This window comes from Pectobacterium sp. CHL-2024, from assembly GCF_044751765.1.
Lineage (GTDB): Bacteria > Pseudomonadota > Gammaproteobacteria > Enterobacterales > Enterobacteriaceae > Pectobacterium > Pectobacterium brasiliense.
On the sequence record NZ_JBIXKO010000012.1, the window covers coordinates 51,633 to 75,799 of the forward strand.

Annotated in this window: 15 protein-coding genes; 14 read left to right on the forward strand and 1 reads right to left on the reverse strand. The window is 50.6% G+C overall.

Annotated elements, in window-relative coordinates:
• The first annotated feature begins 138 nt into the window (after nt 1-138).
• From ACIPUG_RS16395 to hemH, 8 genes are all read left to right on the forward strand, one after another.
• On the forward strand, nt 139-534 hold the full coding sequence (locus ACIPUG_RS16395) for a DUF454 family protein (protein ID WP_010303029.1): 396 nt from the start codon (nt 139-141) through the stop codon (nt 532-534).
• 217 nt (nt 535-751) lie between these two features.
• Entirely contained in the window at nt 752-1,306 is a 555-nt protein-coding gene (apt, locus tag ACIPUG_RS16400) for an adenine phosphoribosyltransferase (RefSeq protein ID WP_205554583.1), read from the forward strand.
• 74 nt (nt 1,307-1,380) lie between these two features.
• Nucleotides 1,381-3,453, forward strand: coding sequence for a DNA polymerase III subunit gamma/tau (gene dnaX / locus ACIPUG_RS16405; RefSeq protein WP_400339284.1), 2,073 nt, complete (start codon nt 1,381-1,383; stop codon nt 3,451-3,453).
• 40 nt (nt 3,454-3,493) lie between these two features.
• Entirely contained in the window at nt 3,494-3,823 is a 330-nt protein-coding gene (locus ACIPUG_RS16410) for a YbaB/EbfC family nucleoid-associated protein (protein ID WP_010286242.1), read from the forward strand.
• Entirely contained in the window at nt 3,823-4,428 is a 606-nt protein-coding gene (recR, locus tag ACIPUG_RS16415) for a recombination mediator RecR (protein WP_014914551.1), read from the forward strand. The genes ACIPUG_RS16410 and recR overlap by 1 nt, the downstream gene beginning before the upstream one ends.
• A gap of 180 nt (nt 4,429-4,608) precedes the next feature.
• A complete protein-coding gene (htpG, locus tag ACIPUG_RS16420; RefSeq protein ID WP_180774649.1) occupies nt 4,609-6,492 on the forward strand; it encodes a molecular chaperone HtpG in 1,884 nt (627 codons plus the stop codon).
• 264 nt (nt 6,493-6,756) lie between these two features.
• Nucleotides 6,757-7,401, forward strand: a complete 645-nt coding sequence (gene adk / locus ACIPUG_RS16425; protein WP_010286252.1) for an adenylate kinase — start codon at nt 6,757-6,759, stop codon at nt 7,399-7,401.
• Between the two features lie 347 nt (nt 7,402-7,748).
• Entirely contained in the window at nt 7,749-8,711 is a 963-nt protein-coding gene (gene hemH / locus ACIPUG_RS16430; RefSeq protein WP_400339286.1) for a ferrochelatase, read from the forward strand.
• A 103-nt stretch (nt 8,712-8,814) separates the two neighbouring features.
• Here hemH and ybaL read toward each other — a convergent pair whose 3' ends face one another.
• Nucleotides 8,815-10,500: a YbaL family putative K(+) efflux transporter gene (ybaL, locus tag ACIPUG_RS16435; protein WP_400339288.1), complete on the reverse strand. Its 1,686-nt coding sequence runs from the start codon at nt 10,498-10,500 to the stop codon at nt 8,815-8,817.
• Between the two features lie 668 nt (nt 10,501-11,168).
• On the opposite strand from ybaL, the gene ushA reads away from it, so the two are divergent.
• The 6 genes from ushA (at nt 11,169) to ACIPUG_RS16465 (ending at nt 24,063) form a co-directional block, all read left to right on the forward strand.
• Nucleotides 11,169-12,818, forward strand: coding sequence for a bifunctional UDP-sugar hydrolase/5'-nucleotidase UshA (ushA, locus tag ACIPUG_RS16440; protein ID WP_039499043.1), 1,650 nt, complete (start codon nt 11,169-11,171; stop codon nt 12,816-12,818).
• Nucleotides 12,819-13,050: 232 nt separating this feature from the next.
• Entirely contained in the window at nt 13,051-15,066 is a 2,016-nt protein-coding gene (locus ACIPUG_RS16445) for a discoidin domain-containing protein (protein WP_400339290.1), read from the forward strand.
• A gap of 163 nt (nt 15,067-15,229) precedes the next feature.
• Complete coding sequence (locus tag ACIPUG_RS16450; protein ID WP_400339293.1) at nt 15,230-17,224, forward strand: discoidin domain-containing protein; 1,995 nt, start codon at nt 15,230-15,232, stop codon at nt 17,222-17,224.
• 163 nt (nt 17,225-17,387) lie between these two features.
• Complete coding sequence (locus ACIPUG_RS16455; RefSeq protein ID WP_400339295.1) at nt 17,388-19,406, forward strand: discoidin domain-containing protein; 2,019 nt, start codon at nt 17,388-17,390, stop codon at nt 19,404-19,406.
• Between the two features lie 165 nt (nt 19,407-19,571).
• A complete protein-coding gene (locus ACIPUG_RS16460) occupies nt 19,572-21,617 on the forward strand; it encodes a discoidin domain-containing protein (protein WP_400339297.1) in 2,046 nt (681 codons plus the stop codon).
• Nucleotides 21,618-21,909: 292 nt separating this feature from the next.
• Complete coding sequence (locus ACIPUG_RS16465; protein WP_014914560.1) at nt 21,910-24,063, forward strand: carbon starvation CstA family protein; 2,154 nt, start codon at nt 21,910-21,912, stop codon at nt 24,061-24,063.
• The last annotated feature ends 104 nt before the right edge of the window (nt 24,064-24,167 follow it).

Here is a 24,167-nt window from a genome sequence, read left to right on the forward strand (position 1 = left end):
TCGCCTTAATACACTGCATGAGGATATCTTAACTAATTCATCGGGCAAGGTGGTGATAAAGTGTGATGGATATTGTCGTAGACAAAGCTTATTGAGTAGACAACGCATAGTGGTCGTGAACAAAGTATAAAGGTGAATATGTATCGCGTGTTGCTGATGATATTGGGGTGGGTTTCCGTTGTGCTGGCAACGTTGGGCGTCGTGTTACCTTTATTACCGACAACGCCTTTCTTGTTACTGGCCGCCTGGTGTTTTGCCCGCTCGTCCCCGCGTTTCCATGACTGGCTGCTGTACCGCTCCTGGTTTGGCAGCTATCTGCGCCATTGGCAGCAACATCGGGCGTTGCCGCCGGGGGCAAAATGGAAGGCAGTCACCATGATTCTGTTAACGTTCGCGCTGTCGCTCTGGCTGGTTAAGCTCGTCTGGGTCAGGATTTTGTTGTTGGTCATTTTGGCTATTTTGCTGACCTTCATGCTTCGTTTACCCGTGATTGATCCAGAACAACAAACGCAGGGCGCAGATCCGAAAAGATAGCGTAAGCGGCGGCCTCTGTGACGGGAATACAAAAAATACGCACCCAGAGTGCGGATAGTTGCATTTACCCGTCACTTTGACTAAATTTGACCGTTTTCGTGCGCGGGTCGCCATTTTCCTCTTTGTCATAATGCCTCTTCATCACCTCATGCGATGATGAAAGCCTTGTGGTGACCGGCATTTGTATGTTCAGAACGTTTTATCAGGCACAACTATGATGACCGTAACAGCGCAGCAGCAGGCAGAATTAATTAAAAACAGTATCAAAAGCATCCCCGATTATCCGAAGCCGGGCATACTGTTCCGTGATGTCACCAGCCTGCTGGAAGATCCTGTGGCCTATGCAGCCAGTATTGAGATGCTGGCAAACCGTTACCGCAACACCGGTGTGACGAAGGTTGTTGGTACGGAAGCGCGTGGTTTCCTGTTTGGCGCTCCGGTTGCGTTGGCGCTGGGCGTGGGTTTTGTTCCCGTGCGTAAACCGGGCAAGCTGCCACGTCCGACTATCAGTGAAAGCTATGAACTGGAATACGGTTCAGATACGCTGGAAATTCATGCAGATGCGATCTCCGCTGGCGACAACGTGCTGGTGATCGACGATCTGTTGGCAACTGGCGGTACGCTTGAGGCCACGGTGAAATTGATCCGTCGTCTGGGGGGGGCGGTCAATGATGCTGCGTTTATCATCAATTTGTTCGATCTGGGCGGCGAGCAGCGTCTGACCGAGATGGGCGTCACCTGCTATAGCCTGGTTGACTTCCCCGGACATTAATCATAACAGTCTCGCCGATAGCGGCGTGGCTGTGTTAGCATGATTGCCTCAATAACTCGACTGTTGCGGTATTGATGAGCTATCAGGTTCTTGCCCGTAAGTGGCGTCCCCAAACCTTTACCCATGTTGTCGGTCAGGAACATGTCCTGACCGCGTTGGCTAACGGCCTTTCCCTAGGCAGAATTCATCACGCGTATTTGTTTTCTGGCACCCGCGGTGTCGGGAAGACGTCGATTGCCCGTTTGTTGGCAAAAGGGCTGAATTGCGAACAGGGCGTGACGGCAACGCCCTGTGGTCAGTGTGACAACTGCCGTGAAATCGAGCAGGGCCGTTTTGTCGATTTGATCGAAATTGATGCCGCGTCTCGCACTAAAGTCGAGGACACGCGCGATCTGCTGGATAATGTGCAGTACGCTCCTGCGCGTGGGCGATTCAAGGTGTACTTGATCGACGAAGTACACATGCTATCGCGCCACAGCTTTAATGCGCTGCTGAAAACGCTGGAAGAGCCACCTCCGCACGTCAAATTCCTGCTGGCGACCACCGACCCGCAAAAACTGCCGGTGACCATTCTGTCGCGTTGCTTGCAATTTCATCTCAAAGCGCTGGATGTCGAACAGATTCGTGCGCATCTGGAGCAGGTATTACAGGCAGAAAATCTCGTCAGTGAGCCGCGTGCGCTACAGCTTCTGGCACGTGCTGCCGATGGGAGCTTGCGTGATGCGCTGAGTCTGACCGATCAGGCCATTGCCATGGGGCAAGGGCAGGTCACGACCGCTTCCGTCAGCCAAATGCTGGGTACGCTGGATGATGAGCAGCCGTTGGCACTCATTGAGGCGTTGGCGAAAGGTGATGGTGCACAGGTCATGTCGCTGTTAGACCAGGTCGCGGCGCGGGGTGTGGACTGGGAATCGCTGTTGGTCGAAACCCAGACGCTGTTACACCGCATTGCGATGGTTCAACTATTACCCGCTGCATTGGGTGATGATTACGCTGCAGTTGAAGCCCGTATGCGAGAGCTAGCGCGTGCGCTGCCACCAGCGGATGTGCAGCTTTATTACCAGACGATGCTCATTGGTCGCAAAGAATTGCCTTTTGCGCCGGATCGTCGGATGGGCGTTGAAATGACGCTACTGAGAGCGCTGGCGTTTCATCCCAGTCAGATTATCGCTGAACCCGTGGCACCCGTAAGCGCCGCGCCTGCTCAGATTGCGCGTGCGCCTTCTATTCAGCCTCCTGTACAGCAGCCTGGTGCTGCAGCATCGGCGACGGTTCGTGCGCCAATTCAGCCAAGTAGTGAGCAGCATGAAAACGTGCAGCCGCCATCTTATTCTCCCGAACCACCGTTGGATGCCTCTGCATATGCGCCACCGTTAGGGGAAATGCCTGCTTCAAGCGGTTCTCCTGAGCAGTATGGTGAGGGCGAGCTGCCTGATGCGACTTCTCAGCTGTTACAGGCTCGCAGCCAGCTCCTGCGAAAACAGGGGAGTACGCCACCAAAAAAGGCTGATCCGGCAGCGTCTGACAACACGCGGCCGGCAACCTCAGCGCTGGAGCGATTAGCTTCTGTGACTGAGCGCAGCATTCAACGGCAAAACGCGAAAACATCTCCCTCCGAGCCCAAAAAGCCGGAAGCGTATCGTTGGCGGGCGCAGAATAAAGTCGAAGAAGAGAAGGTCGACGTCGCAACGCCAAAAGCGCTGCGTTCGGCATTAGAACACGAAAAAACGCCGGAACTGGCAGCACGACTGGCGGAAGAGTCACTGGAGCGAGATGCCTGGGCGGCGGAAATCCATCGCCTGACGCTGCCAAAGCTGGTACAACAGCTGGCACTCAATGCGTTTAAAGAGAGCGAAGAGGCAGGCAAGGTTCATCTGCATCTGCGTTCATCCCAACGGCATTTGAATTCGCCTGCGGCGCAAAAGACGCTGGCGGACGCATTGACGGCTCACTACGGGCATCCTGTAGAATTACTGATTACTGAAGACGACAATCCGGCGGTGCGGACGCCGCTGGAGTGGCGTCAGGCCATCTATGAAGAGAAGCTGGCGCAGGCGCGTCAGTCAATTCTGGCCGATACAACGATTCAAACGCTGCGGCGTTTCTTTGATGCGGAACTGGACGAAGAAAGTATCCGCCCTGTTTAACCGCTGCGAGTACGCAGCCCGACGTGATAGAGAGAAAACTATGTTTGGTAAAGGTGGAATTGGCAACCTGATGAAGCAAGCCCAGCAGATGCAGGAAAAAATGCAGCAGATGCAGGAAGAAGTGGCGAATCTGGAAGTCACAGGCGAATCGGGTGCGGGTCTGGTGAAAATTACGATCAACGGTGCGCATAACTGCCGCCGTGTTGAGATCGATCCAAGCCTGATGGAAGACGATAAAGAGATGCTGGAAGATCTGATCGCTGCAGCGTTCAACGATGCAGCTCGTCGTATCGCGGAAACGCAGAAAGAGAAAATGGCAGCGGTTTCCAGCGGTATGCAACTGCCGCCGGGCTTCAAGATGCCGTTCTGATGCAGACCAGTCCGCTTCTGGAGTCATTGATGGAAGCGCTGCGCTGCCTGCCGGGCGTTGGGCCCAAGTCGGCGCAGCGCATGGCGTTTCAACTGCTGCAACGTAACCGCAGTGGCGGTATGCGTCTGGCGCAGGCGTTGACGCGGGCGATGTCCGAAATCGGTCACTGTAGCGATTGTCGGACATTCACCGAGCAGGACGTTTGTGCGATTTGCTCGAATCCGCGCCGTCAGCAAAACGGGCAGATTTGCGTGGTAGAAAGTCCGGCTGATATTCATGCCATTGAACAGACGGGGCAGTTTGCTGGTCGGTACTTTGTACTGATGGGACATTTGTCGCCGCTGGATGGCATTGGCCCGGACGATATCGGTTTGGGGCGGCTGGAAGAGCGCCTGCAGGTGGAATCGATAAGCGAAGTGATTCTGGCGACTAACCCGACGGTAGAAGGCGATGCGACGGCAAACTATATCGCTGAACTGTGCGCACAACACGGCGTGATGGCCAGCCGCATTGCACATGGTGTTCCCGTTGGCGGTGAGCTGGAAATGGTCGATGGCACCACACTTTCCCATTCGCTTGCAGGTCGTCAGCCTTTCCGGTTTTAATCTGTCGGCTGCCAGTATGATTATCTGGCAGCCGCAGTCTTGTTTTCCTCTTTCCTCTCACCGTTTTCTTTTTTCGCTGAAATTTACCCCTTGAAATCACCTTGGTTTATCCCCACTTGCTACTTATCGTCAGTTTAATCAGCCTGAATAATATTAGGATTGAGGTAAGCAACAATGAGTATGAAAGGCCAAGAAACTCGCGGGTTCCAGTCCGAAGTTAAGCAACTCCTGCATTTGATGATCCATTCGCTCTATTCCAACAAAGAAATCTTTCTGCGTGAATTGATCTCCAACGCCTCCGATGCGGCAGACAAATTACGTTTTCGTGCGCTGTCCGCTCCTGAACTGTATGCGGGCGATGGCGACCTGCGCGTGCGGGTGTCTACGGATAAAGAAAAACGTACGCTGACGATTTCTGACAACGGTATCGGCATGAGCCGTGACGAAGTCATTGATAATCTGGGTACGATTGCGAAATCCGGCACCAAGGCTTTTCTGGAATCTATGGGTTCCGATCAGGTTAAAGATAGCCAACTGATTGGCCAGTTCGGCGTGGGTTTCTACTCCGCCTTCATCGTGGCAGATAAAGTGACTGTGCGTACCCGTGCCGCGGGTGCGAATGCCGATCAGGGCGTGTACTGGGAATCTGCCGGGGAAGGTGATTACACCATCGCCGACATCACCAAAGACGATCGCGGTACGGAAATTACTCTGCATCTGCGTGAAGGTGAAGACGAGTTTCTGGATGACTGGCGTGTGCGCTCTGTCATCAGTAAATATTCCGACCATATCGCGTTGCCAGTAGAAATTGAAGCCCAGACGGAAAGCGAAGAAGAAGGCGGTGAGTCCACCGTTAGCTGGGAAAAAATTAACAAGGCACAGGCGCTGTGGACGCGCAGTAAGTCAGAAGTCAGCGATGAAGAGTACAACGAGTTTTATAAACATATCTCCCACGACTTTACCGATCCGCTGAGCTGGAGCCACAACCGTGTGGAAGGTAAGCAGGAATATACCAGCCTGCTGTACATCCCAGCGCGTGCACCGTGGGATATGTGGAACCGCGATCATAAACATGGCTTGAAACTGTACGTTCAGCGCGTCTTTATTATGGATGACGCCGAGCAGTTCATGCCGAACTACCTGCGTTTTGTGCGTGGCCTGATTGATTCCAACGATCTGCCGTTGAACGTTTCCCGTGAGATTTTGCAGGACAGCCGTGTGACGCAGAACCTGCGTAATGCACTGACTAAACGCGTGCTGCAAATGCTGGATAAACTGGCGAAAGACGACGCGGAAAAATACCAGACGTTCTGGCAACAGTTTGGTCTGGTGTTGAAAGAAGGCCCGGCGGAAGACGGCAGCAACCGCGAAGCGATCGCGAAACTGCTGCGTTTTGCCACCACACAATCCGACAGCTCTGCGCAGACGGTGTCGCTGGAAGACTACGTTAGCCGGATGGTGGAAGGTCAGGACAAGATCTACTACATCACCGCAGACAGCTACGCGGCGGCGAAGAGCAGCCCACATCTGGAGCTGTTCCGTAAGAAAGGTATTGAGGTATTGCTGTTGTCCGAGCGTATTGACGAATGGATGATGAGCTACCTGACCGAATTCGACGGTAAATCCTTCCAGTCAGTCAGCAAAGCGGATGATACGCTGGATAAACTGGCTGATGAAGAAAACGATGCGCAGAAAGAAGCACAGAAAGCGCTGGAGCCGTTTGTTGAGCGTGTGAAAACCCTGCTGGGCGAGCGCGTTAAAGATGTGCGTTTCACCTACCGTTTGACCGATACGCCTGCGATTGTCGTAACGGATGCGGACGAGATGAGCACGCAGATGGCGAAACTGTTCGCAGCGGCAGGCCAGCAAGCACCGGAAGTGAAGTACATTTTTGAACTGAACCCTGAGCACGCGCTCATTAAACGTGCGGCTGACGTTTCTGATGAAGCGGAGTTTGGCGAGTGGGTCGAGCTGCTGCTGGATCAGGCTCTGCTGGCCGAACGCGGTACGCTGGACGATCCGAACCTGTTCATCCGCCGTATGAATCAGCTGTTAAGTGCCTGATTGTGATATCCTCCAGACCCCGGTGTTAACCGGGGTCTTCCCCCCCGATTTTACGTTTCCTTCCATTATTGGGCGTTTCTTCGTCTACACTGAATGGCAACATTGGGCAGACGGCAAACCGTATTTTTAGGTATCTTGCTTTTTTTCATCTGCCTGCGCGTTGCTGAAGCGAGCCCGTTCCTTGAGCATAAGCGTCTGGAATGGTATGGTTTAGCGTTTTTCAAATTTATTTTATAAATATTACATAGCAAGGGGATTTACGCGATGCGTATTATTCTGCTGGGCGCTCCGGGCGCAGGCAAAGGTACTCAGGCTCAATTCATCATGGAGAAATACGGTATTCCGCAGATTTCCACGGGTGACATGCTGCGTGCAGCGGTAAAAGCGGGTACTGAATTGGGCAAGCAGGCTAAAGAAATCATGGACGCAGGTAAACTGGTCACTGATGAACTGGTCATTGCTCTGGTTAAAGAGCGCATCGCCCAGGAGGATTGCCGTAACGGTTTTCTGCTGGATGGCTTCCCACGCACCATTCCACAAGCTGATGCGATGAAAGATGCAGGCATCAATGTGGATTACGTTATCGAATTTGCAGTTCCTGACGAACTGATCATCGATCGTATCATTGGCCGTCGCGTTCATGCGGCGTCCGGTCGTGTCTATCATGTAAAATTCAATCCGCCTAAAGTTGAAGGCAAAGACGACGTGACGGGCGAAGATCTGACTATTCGTAAAGACGATCAGGAAGATACCGTACGTAAACGTCTGGTTGAGTACCATCAGCAGACTGCCCCACTGGTTTCCTACTATCAGAAAGAAGCTGAAGCAGGTAACACGCGTTATTTCAAAGTGGAAGGCACGCGCAAAGTGGAAGAAGTTCGCGCAGAACTGGAAACCATTCTGGGCTAATTTTTCTACACGAATCATACCCAAACATCTGAATGCCAGACGATCGTCTGGCATTTTTTCGTTCTGAAATCCTCGTTTGCTTTGTTTCCTCTATTGATAGCATTGGCGTTATCCCTGCTATCTACCCGTATTTGTTTAGCTTTTTTTCGCTACAATATACCCGTCATACTTCAAGCTGCATGTTCGTTGGCTTCCCTTGCTCACCCCAGTCACTTACTTGAGTAAGCTCCTGGGGATTCGTGCGGTTGCCGCCTGCCTGCAACTCGAATTATTTAGGGTATGGGAATTTGATGTTACGCACTGGCGGGCTGAGAGAAAGCCTGCTTCTCCATAAAAGGAAGACGGCGATGAAACAAGAGAAATACGGCGTGCTGATGGTGAACTTAGGGACGCCCGATGCCCCGACGCCGCAGGCGGTAAGGCGTTATCTGGCGGAGTTTCTAAGCGACCGACGCGTAGTGGATACGCCGCGTCTGTTATGGTGGCCGCTGCTGCGCGGCATCATCCTGCCAACCCGCTCACCGCGAGTGGCGAAGCTCTATCAGTCGGTCTGGATGGAAGGGGGATCGCCGCTGTTGGTGATTAGCCGTCGACAACAGCAGGCACTGGCCGCGCGCATGCCGGAAACGCCCGTTGAGCTGGGGATGAGCTATGGTTCACCCAGTCTGCGTTCGGCGCTGGATAAGTTACTGGCGCAGGGTGTCACGCAGTTGGTTGTTTTGCCGATGTATCCGCAGTATTCCTGCTCAACCACTGCAGCCGTGTGGGATGGGTTAGCCGCGCAGCTGCGTGATAATCGTCAACTGCCTGCAATTCGCTTTATCCGTGATTATGCCGAACATCCTGCTTATATTGCGGCGTTGAAGCATCGTGTCGAGCAGTCTTTTGCTGAACACGGCGAACCCGACAGATTAGTGATCTCCTATCACGGCATCCCCGTGCGGTATGCCAATGAAGGGGATGACTATCCGCAACGCTGTCGGGCGACTACGGAAGCGCTGATTACCGCGCTGGGGCTGCCGGAAGGCAAAGTAATGATGACCTTCCAGTCGCGTTTTGGCCGTGAACCCTGGCTGACACCCTATACGGATGAAACCATGCAGGGGCTGCCCGCGCAGGGAATCAAACACATTCAGATTATGTGTCCCGGTTTTGCTGCGGACTGTCTGGAAACGTTGGAAGAGATTCAGGAACAGAACCGTGAGATCTTCCTGCATGCAGGCGGAGAGGCTTTCCACTATATTCCTGCGCTCAATGACGATCCGCTGCACATCGATCTGCTGGAACAGTTAGTGAGTAAAGCAGAGTAGGGGCGAGGTTGCCTTGTCTGGTGATGTTTGAAAGCATGGCGTACAGCGTAAAAAAATGGCGGGCAAATTAAGCCCGCCATTTTTGTCTCTAACGTGTAGCTATTTAGATAGGGCACGCCTGAGGTGCAGGAGGGATCTCATCCAGCCTCAGCAGCGTGATCATGCTATTGGCGATTTCCCGCTCACCCATTACCACTTCGTTGGCACCGTGCTCGGTAATGTAGCTGACTTCATCGTCATAGTGCGCGCGGGCGATAATCTCCAGATCGGCGCGCTTCTCACGGGCTGCCGCGACGATTTCACCCGCCTCATAGCCGTTCGGAATGGTCAGCAATAGCCAACGGGCGCAGTCCAGACGCGCAATATCCATGATCTCTGGCTTGGTCGCATTGCCCAATACGGCTTTGATTCCCTGCTCACGCAGTGCATCAACACGCGTACGTGAATTCTCAATGACGACGATGGGAATCCCAGCCTGATGCAGTTTGGCTCCAATCAGGCTACCAACACGGCCATAGCCAACCAGCAGCGCATGGTTGCACATATCTACTGGAATCTGTTTCTCTTCCTCAATGGCTTCTTCTACGATCTGCTCTTCGATGGTTTCATGCTTCGCCAGATAGCGCTCAAGCAGCGTAAACAGCAGCGGGTTTATCATGATGGAGAGAATGGCCCCTGCCAGCACCAGATTCCGTCCTTCTTCGGACAGCAGCCCCAACACAATGCCGAGCCCAGCCAAAATAAAGGCAAATTCACCGATTTGAGCCAGACTGGCGGAAATCGTTAATGCTGTCCGCTTGGAATGACCAAAGAGTCGAACCAGCACGAAGGCGGCGGCGGACTTACCGAACACGATAATCGCCAGCGTGATCAGCACGGAAATCGGGTCGTTCAGCAGGATCATCGGATCAAACAGCATACCGACGGAAACGAAGAACAGTACGGCGAAGGCATCGCGCAGCGGCAGCGTGTCGTGCGCCGCACGCTGGCTGAGTTCAGATTCGTTCAATACCACACCAGCGAAGAAGGCACCCAGAGCAAAGGAGACATCAAACAGTTTCACTGCGCCAAAGGCGATGCCGAGTGCCATGGCTAACACCGCCAGCGTGAAAAGCTCGCGTGAGCCGGTGCTGGCGCTTTTTGCCAATACCCACGGCACCAGACGGCGGCCGACGACAATCATCAGGGTAATAAACGCAATCACTTTACCGATGGTCCAGGCTAAATCGGTCAGCAGTTTGCTGGTGTCGGCATGCTCAGCGCCGATCATGTCGCCGAAGGCCGGTAGTAGAACTAGCGTAAGAACCATCGCCAGATCTTCTACAATTAGCCAGCCGATGGCGATTTGGCCACGCTGGCTATCAATAAGCTGTCGTTCTTCCAACGCGCGTAGCAGCACTACGGTACTGGCGGTTGAGAGGCAAAGGCCGAAAACCAGGCCGCTCGCCAGGCTCCAACCCAGCATGGTGGATAACCCCATTCCAAGTAGCGTTGCCACGGCAATCTGGGCTATCGCACCGGGAATGGCGATGGACTTTACCGCCATGAGATCTTTCAGCGAGAAGTGCAGACCAACACCAAACATCAGCAGGATGACGCCAAGTTCAGCGAGTTCTGATGCCAGTGAGGTATCGGCAACGAAGCCGGGGGTAAAAGGACCGACAAGTACGCCTGCGGCAAGGTAACCAACAAGGGGAGAGATACGCAGGCGGTTTGCCAGAATACCAAGGAGGAAAGCAAGAACCAGCCCCCCAGCGATAGTAGAAATTAGCGGTGTTGCAGCATGCATCCCAACTCCTTGTGCCATAGGTGAAACGTCATTGAGCGGATTTACCCTTCTTGCCTTGAAGTTACAGCGTGGTTAGCGGCGCTTACGTACCCTTATCACTCTTATTATGTACCGAAAAGCGTATTGGGATTCGTTCGTTTGCTGTCTGGCTGCAACGCCAATTATTCTGGGTATACACAAATTCTATTGCATATAGCGAAATGTTGCTTGGATAAAAGTGGTATTTTATGAAAAATATCAGTTTCTCCAGTTAAAGGTAGTGTAACACAGATTTAAGGATGGTTTCTCGCGATAAGCATTGATAAACATGCGTAATTATTCTGATAGCGTGATGTTCTTGGCAGTAATGCCTTACTGCTTTCCTGTGTATTCAGCGGAATAATTTTATCCACCGGCGTAAAACGCCGGAAAACAGAGGATAAACGGTGTGATGCTGGATTATTCCGATGAAGCATTCATATTAGCAAGAGTTCGTGACGGCGTGACGACAGTGCTAAGCCAGCGTGATATCACTCTCTCTGCTATACCTCATCTGATTTTGTCGGCTATCGCACATTGCTGGCGGACAGCGTGAATACGCCTCGCGCATTGTTCATCTTGCTGTGCTAATTTGTGTGGTGAATTTCTCAGTGGTTCCACTGGGTCTTTAAAATAAACGGAGATTTATCATGCGCTTTTCAATAAAAGCTCTGGGATGTGCGATGGCGGTATCGCTCGCACTAACACCTGTAATGTCAATGGCTTGGGAAAAAGACAAAACATACGCCATCACTATTTTGCATACCAATGACCATCACGGCCACTTCTGGCATAACGATCACGGTGAATATGGATTGGCCGCACAAAAAACGCTGGTCGATCAGATCCGTCAGGAAGTGGCGAGTAAAGGTGGCAGCGTACTGCTGCTTTCCGGTGGTGATATTAATACCGGTGTGCCTGAGTCCGATTTGCAGGATGCCGAGCCAGATTTCCGCGGTATGAACATGGTCGGCTATGATGCCATGGCACTCGGCAACCACGAATTCGATAATCCGCTGTCTGTCCTGCGTCAGCAGGAGAAATGGGCGAAATTCCCGCTGTTATCGGCCAATATCTACCAAAAAAGCACCAGTCAGCGCTTGTTTAAGCCTTATGCCCTGTTCGACAAGCAAGGTGTGAAAATCGCGGTTATCGGCCTGACAACGGATGATACGGCCAAATTAGGCAATCCTGAGTATTTTACCGATATCGAATTCCGTAACCCTTCTACGGAAGCGAAGCAGGTTGTTGAGCAATTGCGTAAGAGCGAAAAGCCGGATGTGATTATTGCCGCGACGCACATGGGGCACTATGACGACGGTAATCACGGTTCTAATGCGCCGGGTGATGTGGAAATGGCGCGTAGCCTGCCTGCTGGATATCTGGACATGATTGTCGGCGGCCACTCGCAGGATCCGGTCTGTATGGCGCAGGAAAATAAAAAGCAGGTGGATTATGTTCCGGGTACGCCTTGTGCTCCCGATCGTCAGAACGGCACCTGGATTGTTCAGGCGCATGAGTGGGGTAAATATGTCGGCCGTGCCGATTTCACATTCCGCAATGGTGAATTGAAACTTGAGCATTACCAGCTGATTCCGATCAACCTGAAGAAAAAGGTAGAGAAAGACGGCAAGACTGAGCGTGTTTTCTATACGCATGAAATCACGCAAGATCCTGACGTCATGAAAATGCTGACGCCGTTCCAGGAAAAAGGGCAGGCACAGCTGGGTATCAAGATCGGTAGCGTGAAAGGCAAGCTGGAAGGCGATCGCAATCAGGTGCGTTTCCGTCAGACCAATCTGGCGCACGTGCTGCTGTCTGCACAGCTTGAGCGTGCAGGAGCTGATTTTGCCATCATGAGCGGCGGCGGTGTACGCGATTCAATTGAATCCGGTGATATCACCTATAAAGATGTACTGAAGGTTCAACCGTTTGCCAACACGCTGGTTTATGTGGATATGAAAGGCAGCGACGTCGAGAAGTACCTTGCTGTCGCGGCAAATAAAAAGGTGGATTCTGGTGCCTATGCGCAATTCCTTAACGTCAGCCTGACAGCAGACGGGCAGGGCGTGCAGAACGTGAAAATCAAAGGCGAGCCGTTGCAGGCAGATAAAGTTTACCGTATGGCAACGCTGAACTTTAATGCGATGGGTGGCGATGGTTATCCGCGCCTTGATAATCTGCCGGGCTATGTGAACACCGGTTTTGTCGACGCTGAAGTGCTGAAGCAATACATCGAGAAGCATTCCCCGCTGGATGCGGAAGCCTACGCGCCGAAAGGTGAGATCGTTTATAAGTAACAAGTAATGATGGCGGTTCTTGTCTCTTCACTGATGACATAAACCGCCATTTTTTGGGGTATCCTGAGATAATCATGCCGCAGTTAAACCTTTAATTCCCATAAGGGATTAAATCTAATTTGCTGATTTAATTTATTAAATAATTTTATGTTTAGTAAAGCGCTTTAAAATAACAGACCAGACAAATACACGATACTCCTGATACACCCTAACTAACGGAGTAGTCGGTACTATGAAAAACGTAAATATTGAAATCAACGTCTGTGGCAGCACGGGAAAATCAACATGTGCTGTTAATCCTCCTACTCAAGCTGATTCCCACACTTGCTGCCATGTGGATATGGATAATCAGTGCGAGCCGCAACCCGGTGTTTCTGGCGTTACCTCCGTATTCGGGCGTACTGGCGTTGTCACTGCACAAGCGGGTGATTATACCGCCGATCAGATCACTGAAACTGCCACCAGAAAATTTGCCACGCCGGATGAAAAAGCAGTCTGGAATGCAAAGCAGGATGCATTAATTTCTGGCACCACTATCCGCACGCTCTTCGGTCAGTCGCTGCTGGGCAACGGTGATATCTCACTGACGCCAGCACAAATGGGCGTTGCCGCCGCCGCTCACACGCACACCACAGCGGACATCACCGACTACACGCAAAAAACGAAACAGCTTATCCATTCCTCGCTGGAAGCGGGGGCCGGTGTGACGCTGAGTTATAACCCGGTGAATGAGAAAACCATCATCAGTGCTGCTGGGGGTTCCGGCAGCGGCGGTTCGGGTTATATCGTTGCCGAGCGTCAGGGCGCAACGGCAGGGCAAAATCATTCGTTCAGCATTAGTCCACAAAATACGTTTAATCTCGCGGCGTATGCGCTGAAAGAAGAAGCCGGTGCGGCGAATCAGACTTACGTTGTTGATGACTTTAATGCGTCGAGTGAGCCGAATTACAACGCGACAAATGCAGTTATTTGGGATGGTACGATGCATCCAGATACTGGCGGAAGCGTTGAACTTGCTAAAGACGGTGAGTTTTATTCATCAGCAATTAAAACTGGCAATCGTGCGGTCTCAATTAGTATACCAAGCGGGTCAATTGTACCTGCAATGACTGCCGATTCGGATCATGGCTATGTTGCATCTGCGTCCTCAATATATTCTCCGTCATATCCTGCATATATTGCATTTGATAGAAATGATTCTAGCCCAAATAACGTGCGTGATTGTTGGGCATCAAATCAGAGACCGACAAACAGTAATCCACAGTGGTTGTGCTTAACATTCCCGAGTCAGCAATTTATTACTGAATATGCAATCACAAACCGTGTATATGCTGGACTGTCAAATCCCAGATCGTGGCAATTACAGGGTAGCAATAACGATAACGATTGGATCACTCTACATGCTGTATCAAATGATGAAAATAACACATCGGGCGCTGTTCGCCGATTTACAGTATCTACGCCAGGGCGATACGTGTCGTATCGATTATTGTTCACGGCATCAAATGGCGGTGATAATTTTGTGTGTATCAAAGAGTTATCATTGTTCACTGGCTCAAAGATGTTACTGAAAGATGGTGAACAATGGTTTACCGTGAAAAATGGCGTTTTGTCTAATGTTCCGGTTCCAGCCAGCGTTAGTGATTTTATTCGTGATGGCTTTACCGCATCAGGAAATATCCAACAATATCCATCTGGCAATATATATTCAGCGGAAGGGATCAATGTTGACGTTCGTTACACGCCACAATCCCAGATAGCAATTCAGCGTGCTCGGCTTTCTGCTGGTTTTTGGTCAAAAATCAATGCCGCAGCATTAACCGCAACGCAGACGGGCAACGGCAAAGTACGCGTCGCTGTGACGCGGGACTTAGTGAACTGGCATGTCTTGCGGAACGGGGCGTGGGTTGATGTTGGCGTGCTGCCAGCCGATACGGCAGGCGCAGAAGCACTGATTGCGGACGGTATGACGCCAGCCGAGCTCGGCGGTATTACGACGGCACAGTGGGCGCAGCTGTTTGCATCCAATAACGGCGTGCCGGACTCACTCGCGTTTGCGTTTGCACTCGATATCACCGATCCGGTCACCGACGTAGCGACCATTGATCGACTGGTGTTGAACGTCAATGATGCGTCCAGCTGGAAAGCGCAGTCATCTTCGGAAGTGGAAATCCGCTGGCGCACGGACAGCGTGACATTCCGCACCGCGACGGCAGGTAATTACAAGCTGGCGTATCAGATTCCGTAATTATTTTTCAGATTATATCGTTTGGATGGCCGCATATTTGCGGCCTTTTTCATTTTGGGTTTTATATAAAAGGAAACGATGGATTAGTAAAGTACGTTGAAATAATGCACTGTGAAAATAAGAGATACTCCTTATTCTTTTTATTAACGGAGTCATCAATACTATGAAAGATATCAATATTGAAATTAATGTTTGCGACAGTACAGGAAAATCAACCTGTACGGTTCATCCCCATACGTGTTGCCATCCAGACAATGGCGGCGGTCAGGAGCTAGGTGTTTCGGGCGTTGCTTCCGTATTCGGACGGACTGGCGTTGTCACTGCACAAGCGGGTGATTATACCGCCGATCAGATCACTGAAACCGCCACCAGAAAATTTGCCACGCCTGATGAAAAAGCAGTCTGGAATGCAAAGCAGGATGCATTAATTTCTGGCACCACGATTCGCACGCTCTTTGGCCAGTCTCTGCTGGGCAGCGGTGATTTTTCACCGACGCCAGCGCAAATGGGCGTTGCGGCCGCAGATCACACGCACACTACAGCGGATATTACCGACTATACGCAAAAAACGAAGCAGCTTATCCATTCCTCGCTGGAAGCCGGGGCGGGTGTGACGCTGAGCTATAATCCGGTGAATGAGAAAACCATTATCAGTGCTGTTGGTGGTTCGGGCACAGGCGATTCGGGTTATATCGTTGCCGAGCGTCAGGGCGCAGCGGCAGGGGAAAACCACGCATTCAGTATTCGTCCACAAAATACGTTTAATCTCGCGGCGTATGCGCTGAAAGAAGAGGCAGGTGCGGTAAATCAAACTTACGTTGTTGATGACTTTAATGCATCGAGTGAGCCGAATTACAATGCGACCAATGCGGTTATTTTTGATGGCGCAATGCATGAATATACCGGCGGTCTATTCACACTTAATAACCATGATGGTATTTATTCTGCACCAGTTCGAGCTGATGGAAAGTCGATTAATCTTTCCGTTGTTGCAAAATCTGTTGTTCCGAAAATGACATCAAATACAAATCCAATCGGATATGTCATTAGTGCCAGTGATATGTCCAGACCTCAATTTTTACCCTACTTTGCATTTGATAATGACAATAATTTATCTAGTAATGAATATGATTGTTGGGGAGGGTTAAATGCTGCGACTGTAGCCAATCCTCACTGGATTAGGGTTGACCTACCAACTCCGACAACAATTTCCGGTTATAGCTTTGCTAACAGAACGGTCATTTATAATAATGGTCCGAAAGACTGGATTTTTCAGGGCTCTAATGATGGGGGGGCAAGCTGGGATGACTTACATGTTGTAAATAATGATGTCAATAATACGCTCGGCGCTGTCCGTCGCTATAATTTCTCGCCTGCGGGAGAATATAAGAGTTTTCGGCTGTTTGTTACCGCTGGTGGCAATAACAATAACTACCTGACATTAAAGAAATTTAACCTATTTCAGTCTGAAAAAGTTTTAATTAGCAGCAAGGGTAAATGGTATTCTGCAAATAATGGTTCATTGACTGAGGTTTCCTCGGCTGATTTTGACAGTGGGTTTACTCATTCAGGCTGGATTTCAAATGAATCAATCTCTGATTTGCTGCCAATCAAGATTGTTGGTAGTGCTCAAATTGATTTACGGTCGTCGTATATTCCTTATACGCAGATTGCTATTCAAAAATCACTGACGTCTGCTGTGTGGTCAAAAATCAATGCCGCAACATTAACCGCAACGCAGACGGGCAAGGGTAAAGTGCGTGTCGCTGTGACGCGGGACTTGGTGAACTGGCATGTCTTGCGGAACGGGGCGTGGGTTGATGTGGGTGCGCTGTCAGCCGATACCTCAGGCTCAGAAGCACTGATTGCGGATGGTATGACGCCAGCCGAGCTCGGCGGTATTACGACGGCACAGTGGGCGCAGCTGTTTGCATCTAATAACGGCGTGCCGGACTCACTCGCGTTTGCGTTTGCACTCGATATCACCGATCCGGTGGCCGATGTTGCGACCATTGATCGACTGGTGTTGAACGTCAACGATGCGTCCAGCTGGAAAGCGCAGTCATCTTCGGAAGTAGAAATCCGCTGGCGTACCAACAGTGTGACATTCCGTACCGCGATGGCAGGTAATTACAAACTGGCGTATCAGGTTCCATAATTCTTCTCCCGATGACATCCTCAAATGGCCGCATATTTGCGGCCTTTTTTCATTCTGGATTTTATATAAAAGGAAACGATGGATTAGTAAAGTGCGTTGAAATAATGCACTGTGAAAATAAGAGATACTCCTTATTCGTTTTATTAACGGAGTCATCAATACTATGAAAGATATCAATATTGAAATTAATGTTTGTGACAGTACAGGAAAATCAACCTGTACGGTTCATCCCCATACATGTTGCCATGTTAATAACGAATGCGAACCGCAACCCGGTGTTTCCGGCGTTGCCTCCGTATTCGGACGGACTGGCGTTGTCACTGCACAAGCGGGTGATTATACTGCCGATCAGATCACTGAAACCGCCACCAGAAAATTTGCTTCGCCGGATGAAAAAGCAGTCTGGAATGCGAAGCAGGATGCATTAATTTCTGGCACCACTATCCGCACGGTCTTCGGTCAGTCGCTGCTGGGCAACGGTGATTTTTCACCAACACCTGAACAAATGGGCGTTGCGGCCGCGGGTCACACGCATACCACCACGGATATCACCGACTACACGCAAAAAACGAAGCAGCTTATCTATTCCTCGCTGGAAGCCGGGGCGGGTGTGACGCTGAGCTATAACCCGGTGAATGAAAAAACCATCATCAATGCTGCTGGTGGTTCCGGCAGCGGCGGTTCGGGTTATATCGTTGCCGATCGTCAGGGCGCAACGGCAGGGCAAAACCACGCATTCAGCATTAGTCCACAAAATACATTTAATCTCGCGGCGTATGCGCTGAAAGAAGAGGCGGGTGCAGCAAATCAGACTTACGTTGTTGATGATTTCGGGGCATCCAGTAAAGCAAATTATGATGCAACGGATGATGCTATTTTTGATGGTACGGTAAATTTGTATCGCGGCGAGACTTACTCATTAATTAGTGATAATGCGTTTTATTCATCACAAATCAAAACTGGTGGTGAGTTGATATCAATTAATACAGTAAAGAAAACTGTAATACCTAAAATGACGTCAAATAGCCAGGACGGCTATACCGTGTCTGCATCTACATCAAGTCTGCCCAATTTCCCTCCATACAGAGCATTTGATGGAATTACGCAAACAACAGCTCCGGGTGATTGTTGGGCATCAGAAAACGTTCTGAATTCAACTAATCCGCAGTGGCTACGAGTTGATTTTCAAAAGCCAATGATGATTGGTTCATATATGATAAAAAATAGAGGAGCAAAAAACAGAACGTTCGTAGACTTTACAACGCCGAGAACATGGGAGTTACAGGCTAGCAATGACGGGAATTCATGGAAAACAATGCATTCCGTTATTAATGATATAAATACTGAAACTGCGGGGGAGAGATTTTTTACTATCCCCAATCCCGAATATTTTACGTCATATAGATTATTTGTCACTCTAACTAATGGGAATGGGCTCGGAGTGACAATAGGCGAGTTTCAGCTATATTCACAAAATAGTGTTTTGATTAAATCCCGCTCAAACGACTGGTATTCATCACGTTCTGGAATACTATCTGTAGTACCTGAACCGCATGACGCGAATGATTTTTTAATGTCTGGGTTTGACTCATCGGGAGAAATTCAGAACTCGCAACTAAACGATCTCATGCCGATAAAAATATTTTCGGCTAACGAAATCGATGTGGAAACACTATATACACCGTACTCGCAAATCATTATTCAAAAATCACTGACGTCTGCCGTGTGGTCAAAAATCAATGCCGCAACATTAACCGCAACGCAGACGGGCAAGGGTAAAGTGCGTGTCGCTGTGACGCGGGATCTGATTAACTGGCATGTCTTGCGGAACGGGGCGTGGGTGGATGTTGGTATGCTGTCAGCCGATACCACAGGCGCAGAAGCACTGATTGCGGACGGCATGACGCCAGCCGAACTCGGCGGTATTACTGCGGCACAGTGGGCACAGCTGTTTACATCCAATAATGGTGTGCCGGACTCAATCGCATTTGCGTTCGCACTCGATATCACCGATCCGGTCACCGATGTGGCGACCATTGACCGACTGGTATTGAGCGTCAACGATGCGTCCAGTTGGAAGGTGCAGTCGCCTGCGGAAGTGGAAATCCGCTGGCGCACGGACAGCGTGACATTCCGCACCGCGACGGCAGGTAATTACAAGCTGGCGTATCAGGTTCCGTAATTATTTTTCAGAGTATATCGTTTGGATGGCCGCATATTTGCGGCCTTTTTTCATTCTGGGTTTTATAGATAAATGAACAGTGAGTTACTAAATCGCTTTAAAATAATACGGGCGTCAAATAAACGATACTCCTGATGCACCCTCACCAACGGAGTCATCAGCATAATGCAAAGCGTAAATATTGAAATTAATGTCTGTGACAGTACGGGTAAATCAACCTGTACTGTTAATCCGCCTATTCAGCTTAATCCTCACTCTTGCTGCCATTCAGATAGCGGTGGCGGTCAGGAACCCGGAGTTTCTGGTGTTGACTCGGTATTTGGGCGAACTGGCGTTGTAACCGCACAGCCCGGCGACTATACGGCCGATCAGATTACCGAAACCGCCACCAGAAAATTTGCCACACCGGATGAAAAAGCAGTCTGGAATGCAAAGCAGGATGCACTAGTTTCTGGCACTACTATCCGCACGCTCTTCGGTCAATCGCTGCTGGGCAGCGGTGATTTTTCACCGACGCCAGCGCAAATGGGGGTTGCGGCCGCAGATCACACGCACACCACAGCGGACATCACCGACTACGCGCAAAAAACGAAGCAGCTCATCCATTCCTCGCTGGAAGCGGGGGCGGGCGTGACGCTGAGCTATAACCCGGTGAATGAGAAAACCATTATCAGTGCTGCTGGTGGTTCCGGCAGCGGCGGTTCTAGCTATATCGTTGCCGATCGTCAGGGCGCAACGGCAGGACAAAGTCATACGTTTAGTGTTAGTTCACAAAATACATTCAATCTCGCGGCGTATGCGCTGAAAGAAGAAGTCGGTGCAGCAAATCAGACTTACGTTGTTGATGACTTTAATGCGTCGAGTGAGCCAAATTATCACGTGACGAGTGCGGTTATTTTTGATGGCATGGCGAGTCTTTATACTGGTTCAAACTATCAGTTCATCCCTGACGGGGATTTTTATTCTGCTGAAATAAAAGCCGATGGAAAAGAGATAGACATTTCGTTAATAAATGCATCTTCTTCGTCTGTCATTCCTTTAATGACGTCTAATACATTACCTGTAGGTTATACAGCGAGTGCGTCTAATGAGTCTCTAGGGACCTATAAAGCCTTTATCGCATTCGATGGCTCTAATAATTCAGGCCCACCGCCTAACTGCTGGGGAACTGATGGCACATGGGTACCTTCTGTTGCACGTCCTCACTGGCTACAAATTGATTTACCATCTAAAGAAGCCATCGGTGGTTATCAAATTACCAACCGTAGCCAACTGGATATGGGGAATGTACGAACATGGAAACTTCAGGGCAGTAATGATAACGGTGTAACATGGAGTGATTTACATTCCGTTACCGACGATATGAATAATGATCCCGGTGCGGTGAGAAACTTTACTCTCTCACAATCCGCTAGTTACAAAACTTACCGTCTGTTAATTACGGCTATTAACGGTAGTAGCCCATATGTCACTATTTCAGAATTAAAATTTTTCTCACCGAATGAAAAGTTCGTCATCAACACGGGTGGGAAAAACTATGGTTTCTCAGGTAACGTACTGACTGAAATCACTGGTGAGCTGACTTCTGAAAAAATAAGTCTGTTAGGTGTATCAAGTGTTGATTCATTAAATACGACACTGCCTAATTTCACTACTTCTGTAAAACTGATTTCTGCTCAGCCGATTAGTGTACGTACAATATATACTCCATTAGCACAGTCAGTAACTCAGAAATTATTAACATCAGCGGGCTCATGGTCACAGATTAATGCCGCAACATTAACCGCAACGCAGACGGGCAACGGCAAGGTGCGTGTTGCTGTGACGCGAGACTTGGTGAACTGGCATGTTTTACGGAACGGGGCGTGGGTGGATGTCGGTGCGCTGTCAGCCGACACCGCAGGCGCAGTGAAACTGATTGCGGACGGTATGACGCCAGCCGAACTCGGCGGTATTACTGCGGCACAGTGGGCGCAGCTGTTTACATCCAATAATGGCGTGCCGGACTCACTCGCATTTGCGTTCGCACTCGATATCACCGATCCGGTGGCCGATGTTGCGACCATTGACCAACTGGTGCTGAACGTCAACGACGCCTCAAGCTGGAAAGTGCAGTCGCCTGCGGAAGTGGAAATCCGCTGGCGTACTGATAGTGTGACATTCCGTACCGCGACGGCAGGTAATTACAAACTGGCGTATCAGGTTCCGTAATCGTTCATCACATTTAACACTCTACTGGCCGCGAACGTCGCGGCCTTTTCGTTTTATACCGCCCAATTTATCCCCAGCCACTTACTGCGTCATTCTAACCGCTTAGCTCGCTATTCTGCCGCCTACCCAAATACCTGCTCCACGCGCGTACGCGATGGCGTAATGTGCCGCCACTATTTTCCTTTATCTGAAATACGCGATAACCCGCGTTATCGCACGACGCATTACCAGGGTTTATTTTTCTAAAGCTAACAAAATCAAACGATTGTGATTTTTAATTGAAGGATGTCTTATGAAGAGCAGTTCCATTCTTAAACACATCCCCTGGATGATTCTTGGAATCATCGGGGCTGCCTGCCTTGGCGTAGTCGCACTACGCCGCGGTGAGCATATCAGTGCATTATGGATTATTGTTGCTTCTGTCGCCGTTTACCTCGTGGCTTATCGATACTACAGCCTGTATATCGCACAAAAAGTCATGCAGTTAGATCCGACCAGAGCAACCCCCGCCGTTGTGAATAACGACGGTCTTAACTATGTACCGACGAACCGTAACGTCCTGTTCGGGCACCACTTTGCCGCTATCGCAGGGGCGGGGCCGCTGGTTGGGCCGGTGCTGGCCGCGCAGGTCGGCTACTTGCCGGGCACCTTATGGCTGCTGGGCGGCGTGGTGTTGGCGGGGGCCGTGCAGGACTTCATGGTTCTGTTTATTTCGACCCGTCGTAACGGCGCGTCGTTAGGCGAAATCGTTAAGAAGGAATTAGGCCCGGTACCGGGTACGATTGCGCTGTTCGGTTGCTTCCTTATCATGATCATCATTCTTGCCGTGCTGGCGCTGATCGTGGTGAAAGCACTGGCAGAAAGTCCGTGGGGCGTCTTTACCGTGTGTTCTACGGTGCCGATCGCGCTGTTTATGGGCGTTTACATGCGCTTTATCCGTCCGGGTAAAGTCGGTGAAATCTCGGTGATCGGGATCGTGCTGCTGGTGCTGGCAATCTGGTTTGGTGGCGTAGTGGCACATGACCCGTACTGGGGCCCGGCACTGACCTTCAAAGATACGACCATCACCTACACGCTGATTGGCTATGCCTTCGTGTCCGCACTGCTGCCAGTATGGTTGATTCTGGCACCACGTGACTATCTGGCGACCTTCCTGAAAATTGGTGTCATCGTCGGTCTGGCGATTGGTATCGTAATTCTGAATCCTGACCTGAAAATGCCAGCGGTAACGCAGTTTGTGGATGGTACAGGCCCGGTCTGGAAAGGTACGCTGTTCCCGTTCCTGTTTATTACTATCGCCTGTGGTGCCGTATCTGGCTTCCACGCGCTGATAGCTTCCGGTACTACGCCTAAACTGATGGCTAACGAAAACGATGCGCGTTTCATCGGTTACGGTGCCATGCTGATGGAGTCTTTCGTGGCAGTGATGGCGCTGGTTGCGGCATCTATCATCGAACCGGGTCTGTACTTCGCAATGAATACCCCGCCGGCGGCGTTGGGTATTACGATGCCGGATCTGCACCGTCTGGGCACAGCAGATGCGCCGATGATTCTGGCACAGCTGCAGGACGTATCCGCACACGCGGCGGCGACCGTGAGCTCCTGGGGCTTCGTGATTTCTCCTGAGCAGATTCTGCAAACGGCGAAAGACATCGGTGAACCTTCCGTTCTGAACCGTGCAGGCGGTGCACCTACGCTGGCTGTCGGTATCGCACACGTGTTCCACCAGATCATTCCTGGTGCCAACATGGGCTTCTGGTATCACTTCGGTATTCTGTTTGAAGCGCTGTTCATTCTGACAGCACTGGATGCGGGTACGCGTGCAGGCCGCTTCATGCTGCAAGATCTGTTGGGTAATTTCGTTCCGTTCCTGAAGAAAACCGACTCCCTGGTTGCCGGTATGATCGGTACAGCCGGCTGCGTCGGTCTGTGGGGCTACCTGCTGTACCAAGGCGTGGTCGATCCGCTGGGCGGCGTGAAGAGCCTGTGGCCGTTGTTCGGTATCTCTAACCAGATGCTGGCTGCGGTAGCGCTGGTGCTGGGTACGGTTATCCTGATTAAGATGAAACGTACGCAGTACATCTGGGTAACGCTGGTTCCGGCGATTTGGTTGCTGATTTGTACTACCTGGGCGCTGGGTCTGAAACTGTTCAGCGACAATCCTCAGTTGGAAGGCTTCTTCTACATGGCGAACATGTTCAAGGGCAAAATTGCGGAAGGCGGTGCGGATCTGAGCGCGCAGCAGATTTCGAACATGAACCATATCGTGACCAACAACTATACCAACGCCGGTCTGAGCATTCTGTTCCTGATCGTGGTGTACAGCATTATTGCGTACGGTATTAAAGCGGCACTGGCTGCACGTAAAGTGGCTGAGCGTACCGATCAGGAAACCCCGTATGTTCCGGTTCCTGAAGGTGGCGTGAAAGTCTCTTCCGGCCACTAAGCGACTCGCGCCCGTCAGATTTTGCGAGACAGCTAGCAAGGCTGAACGTGAAAGATGACGGGTACAGATACCCTGTATAATGTATAACGTTATACAGGGTATTT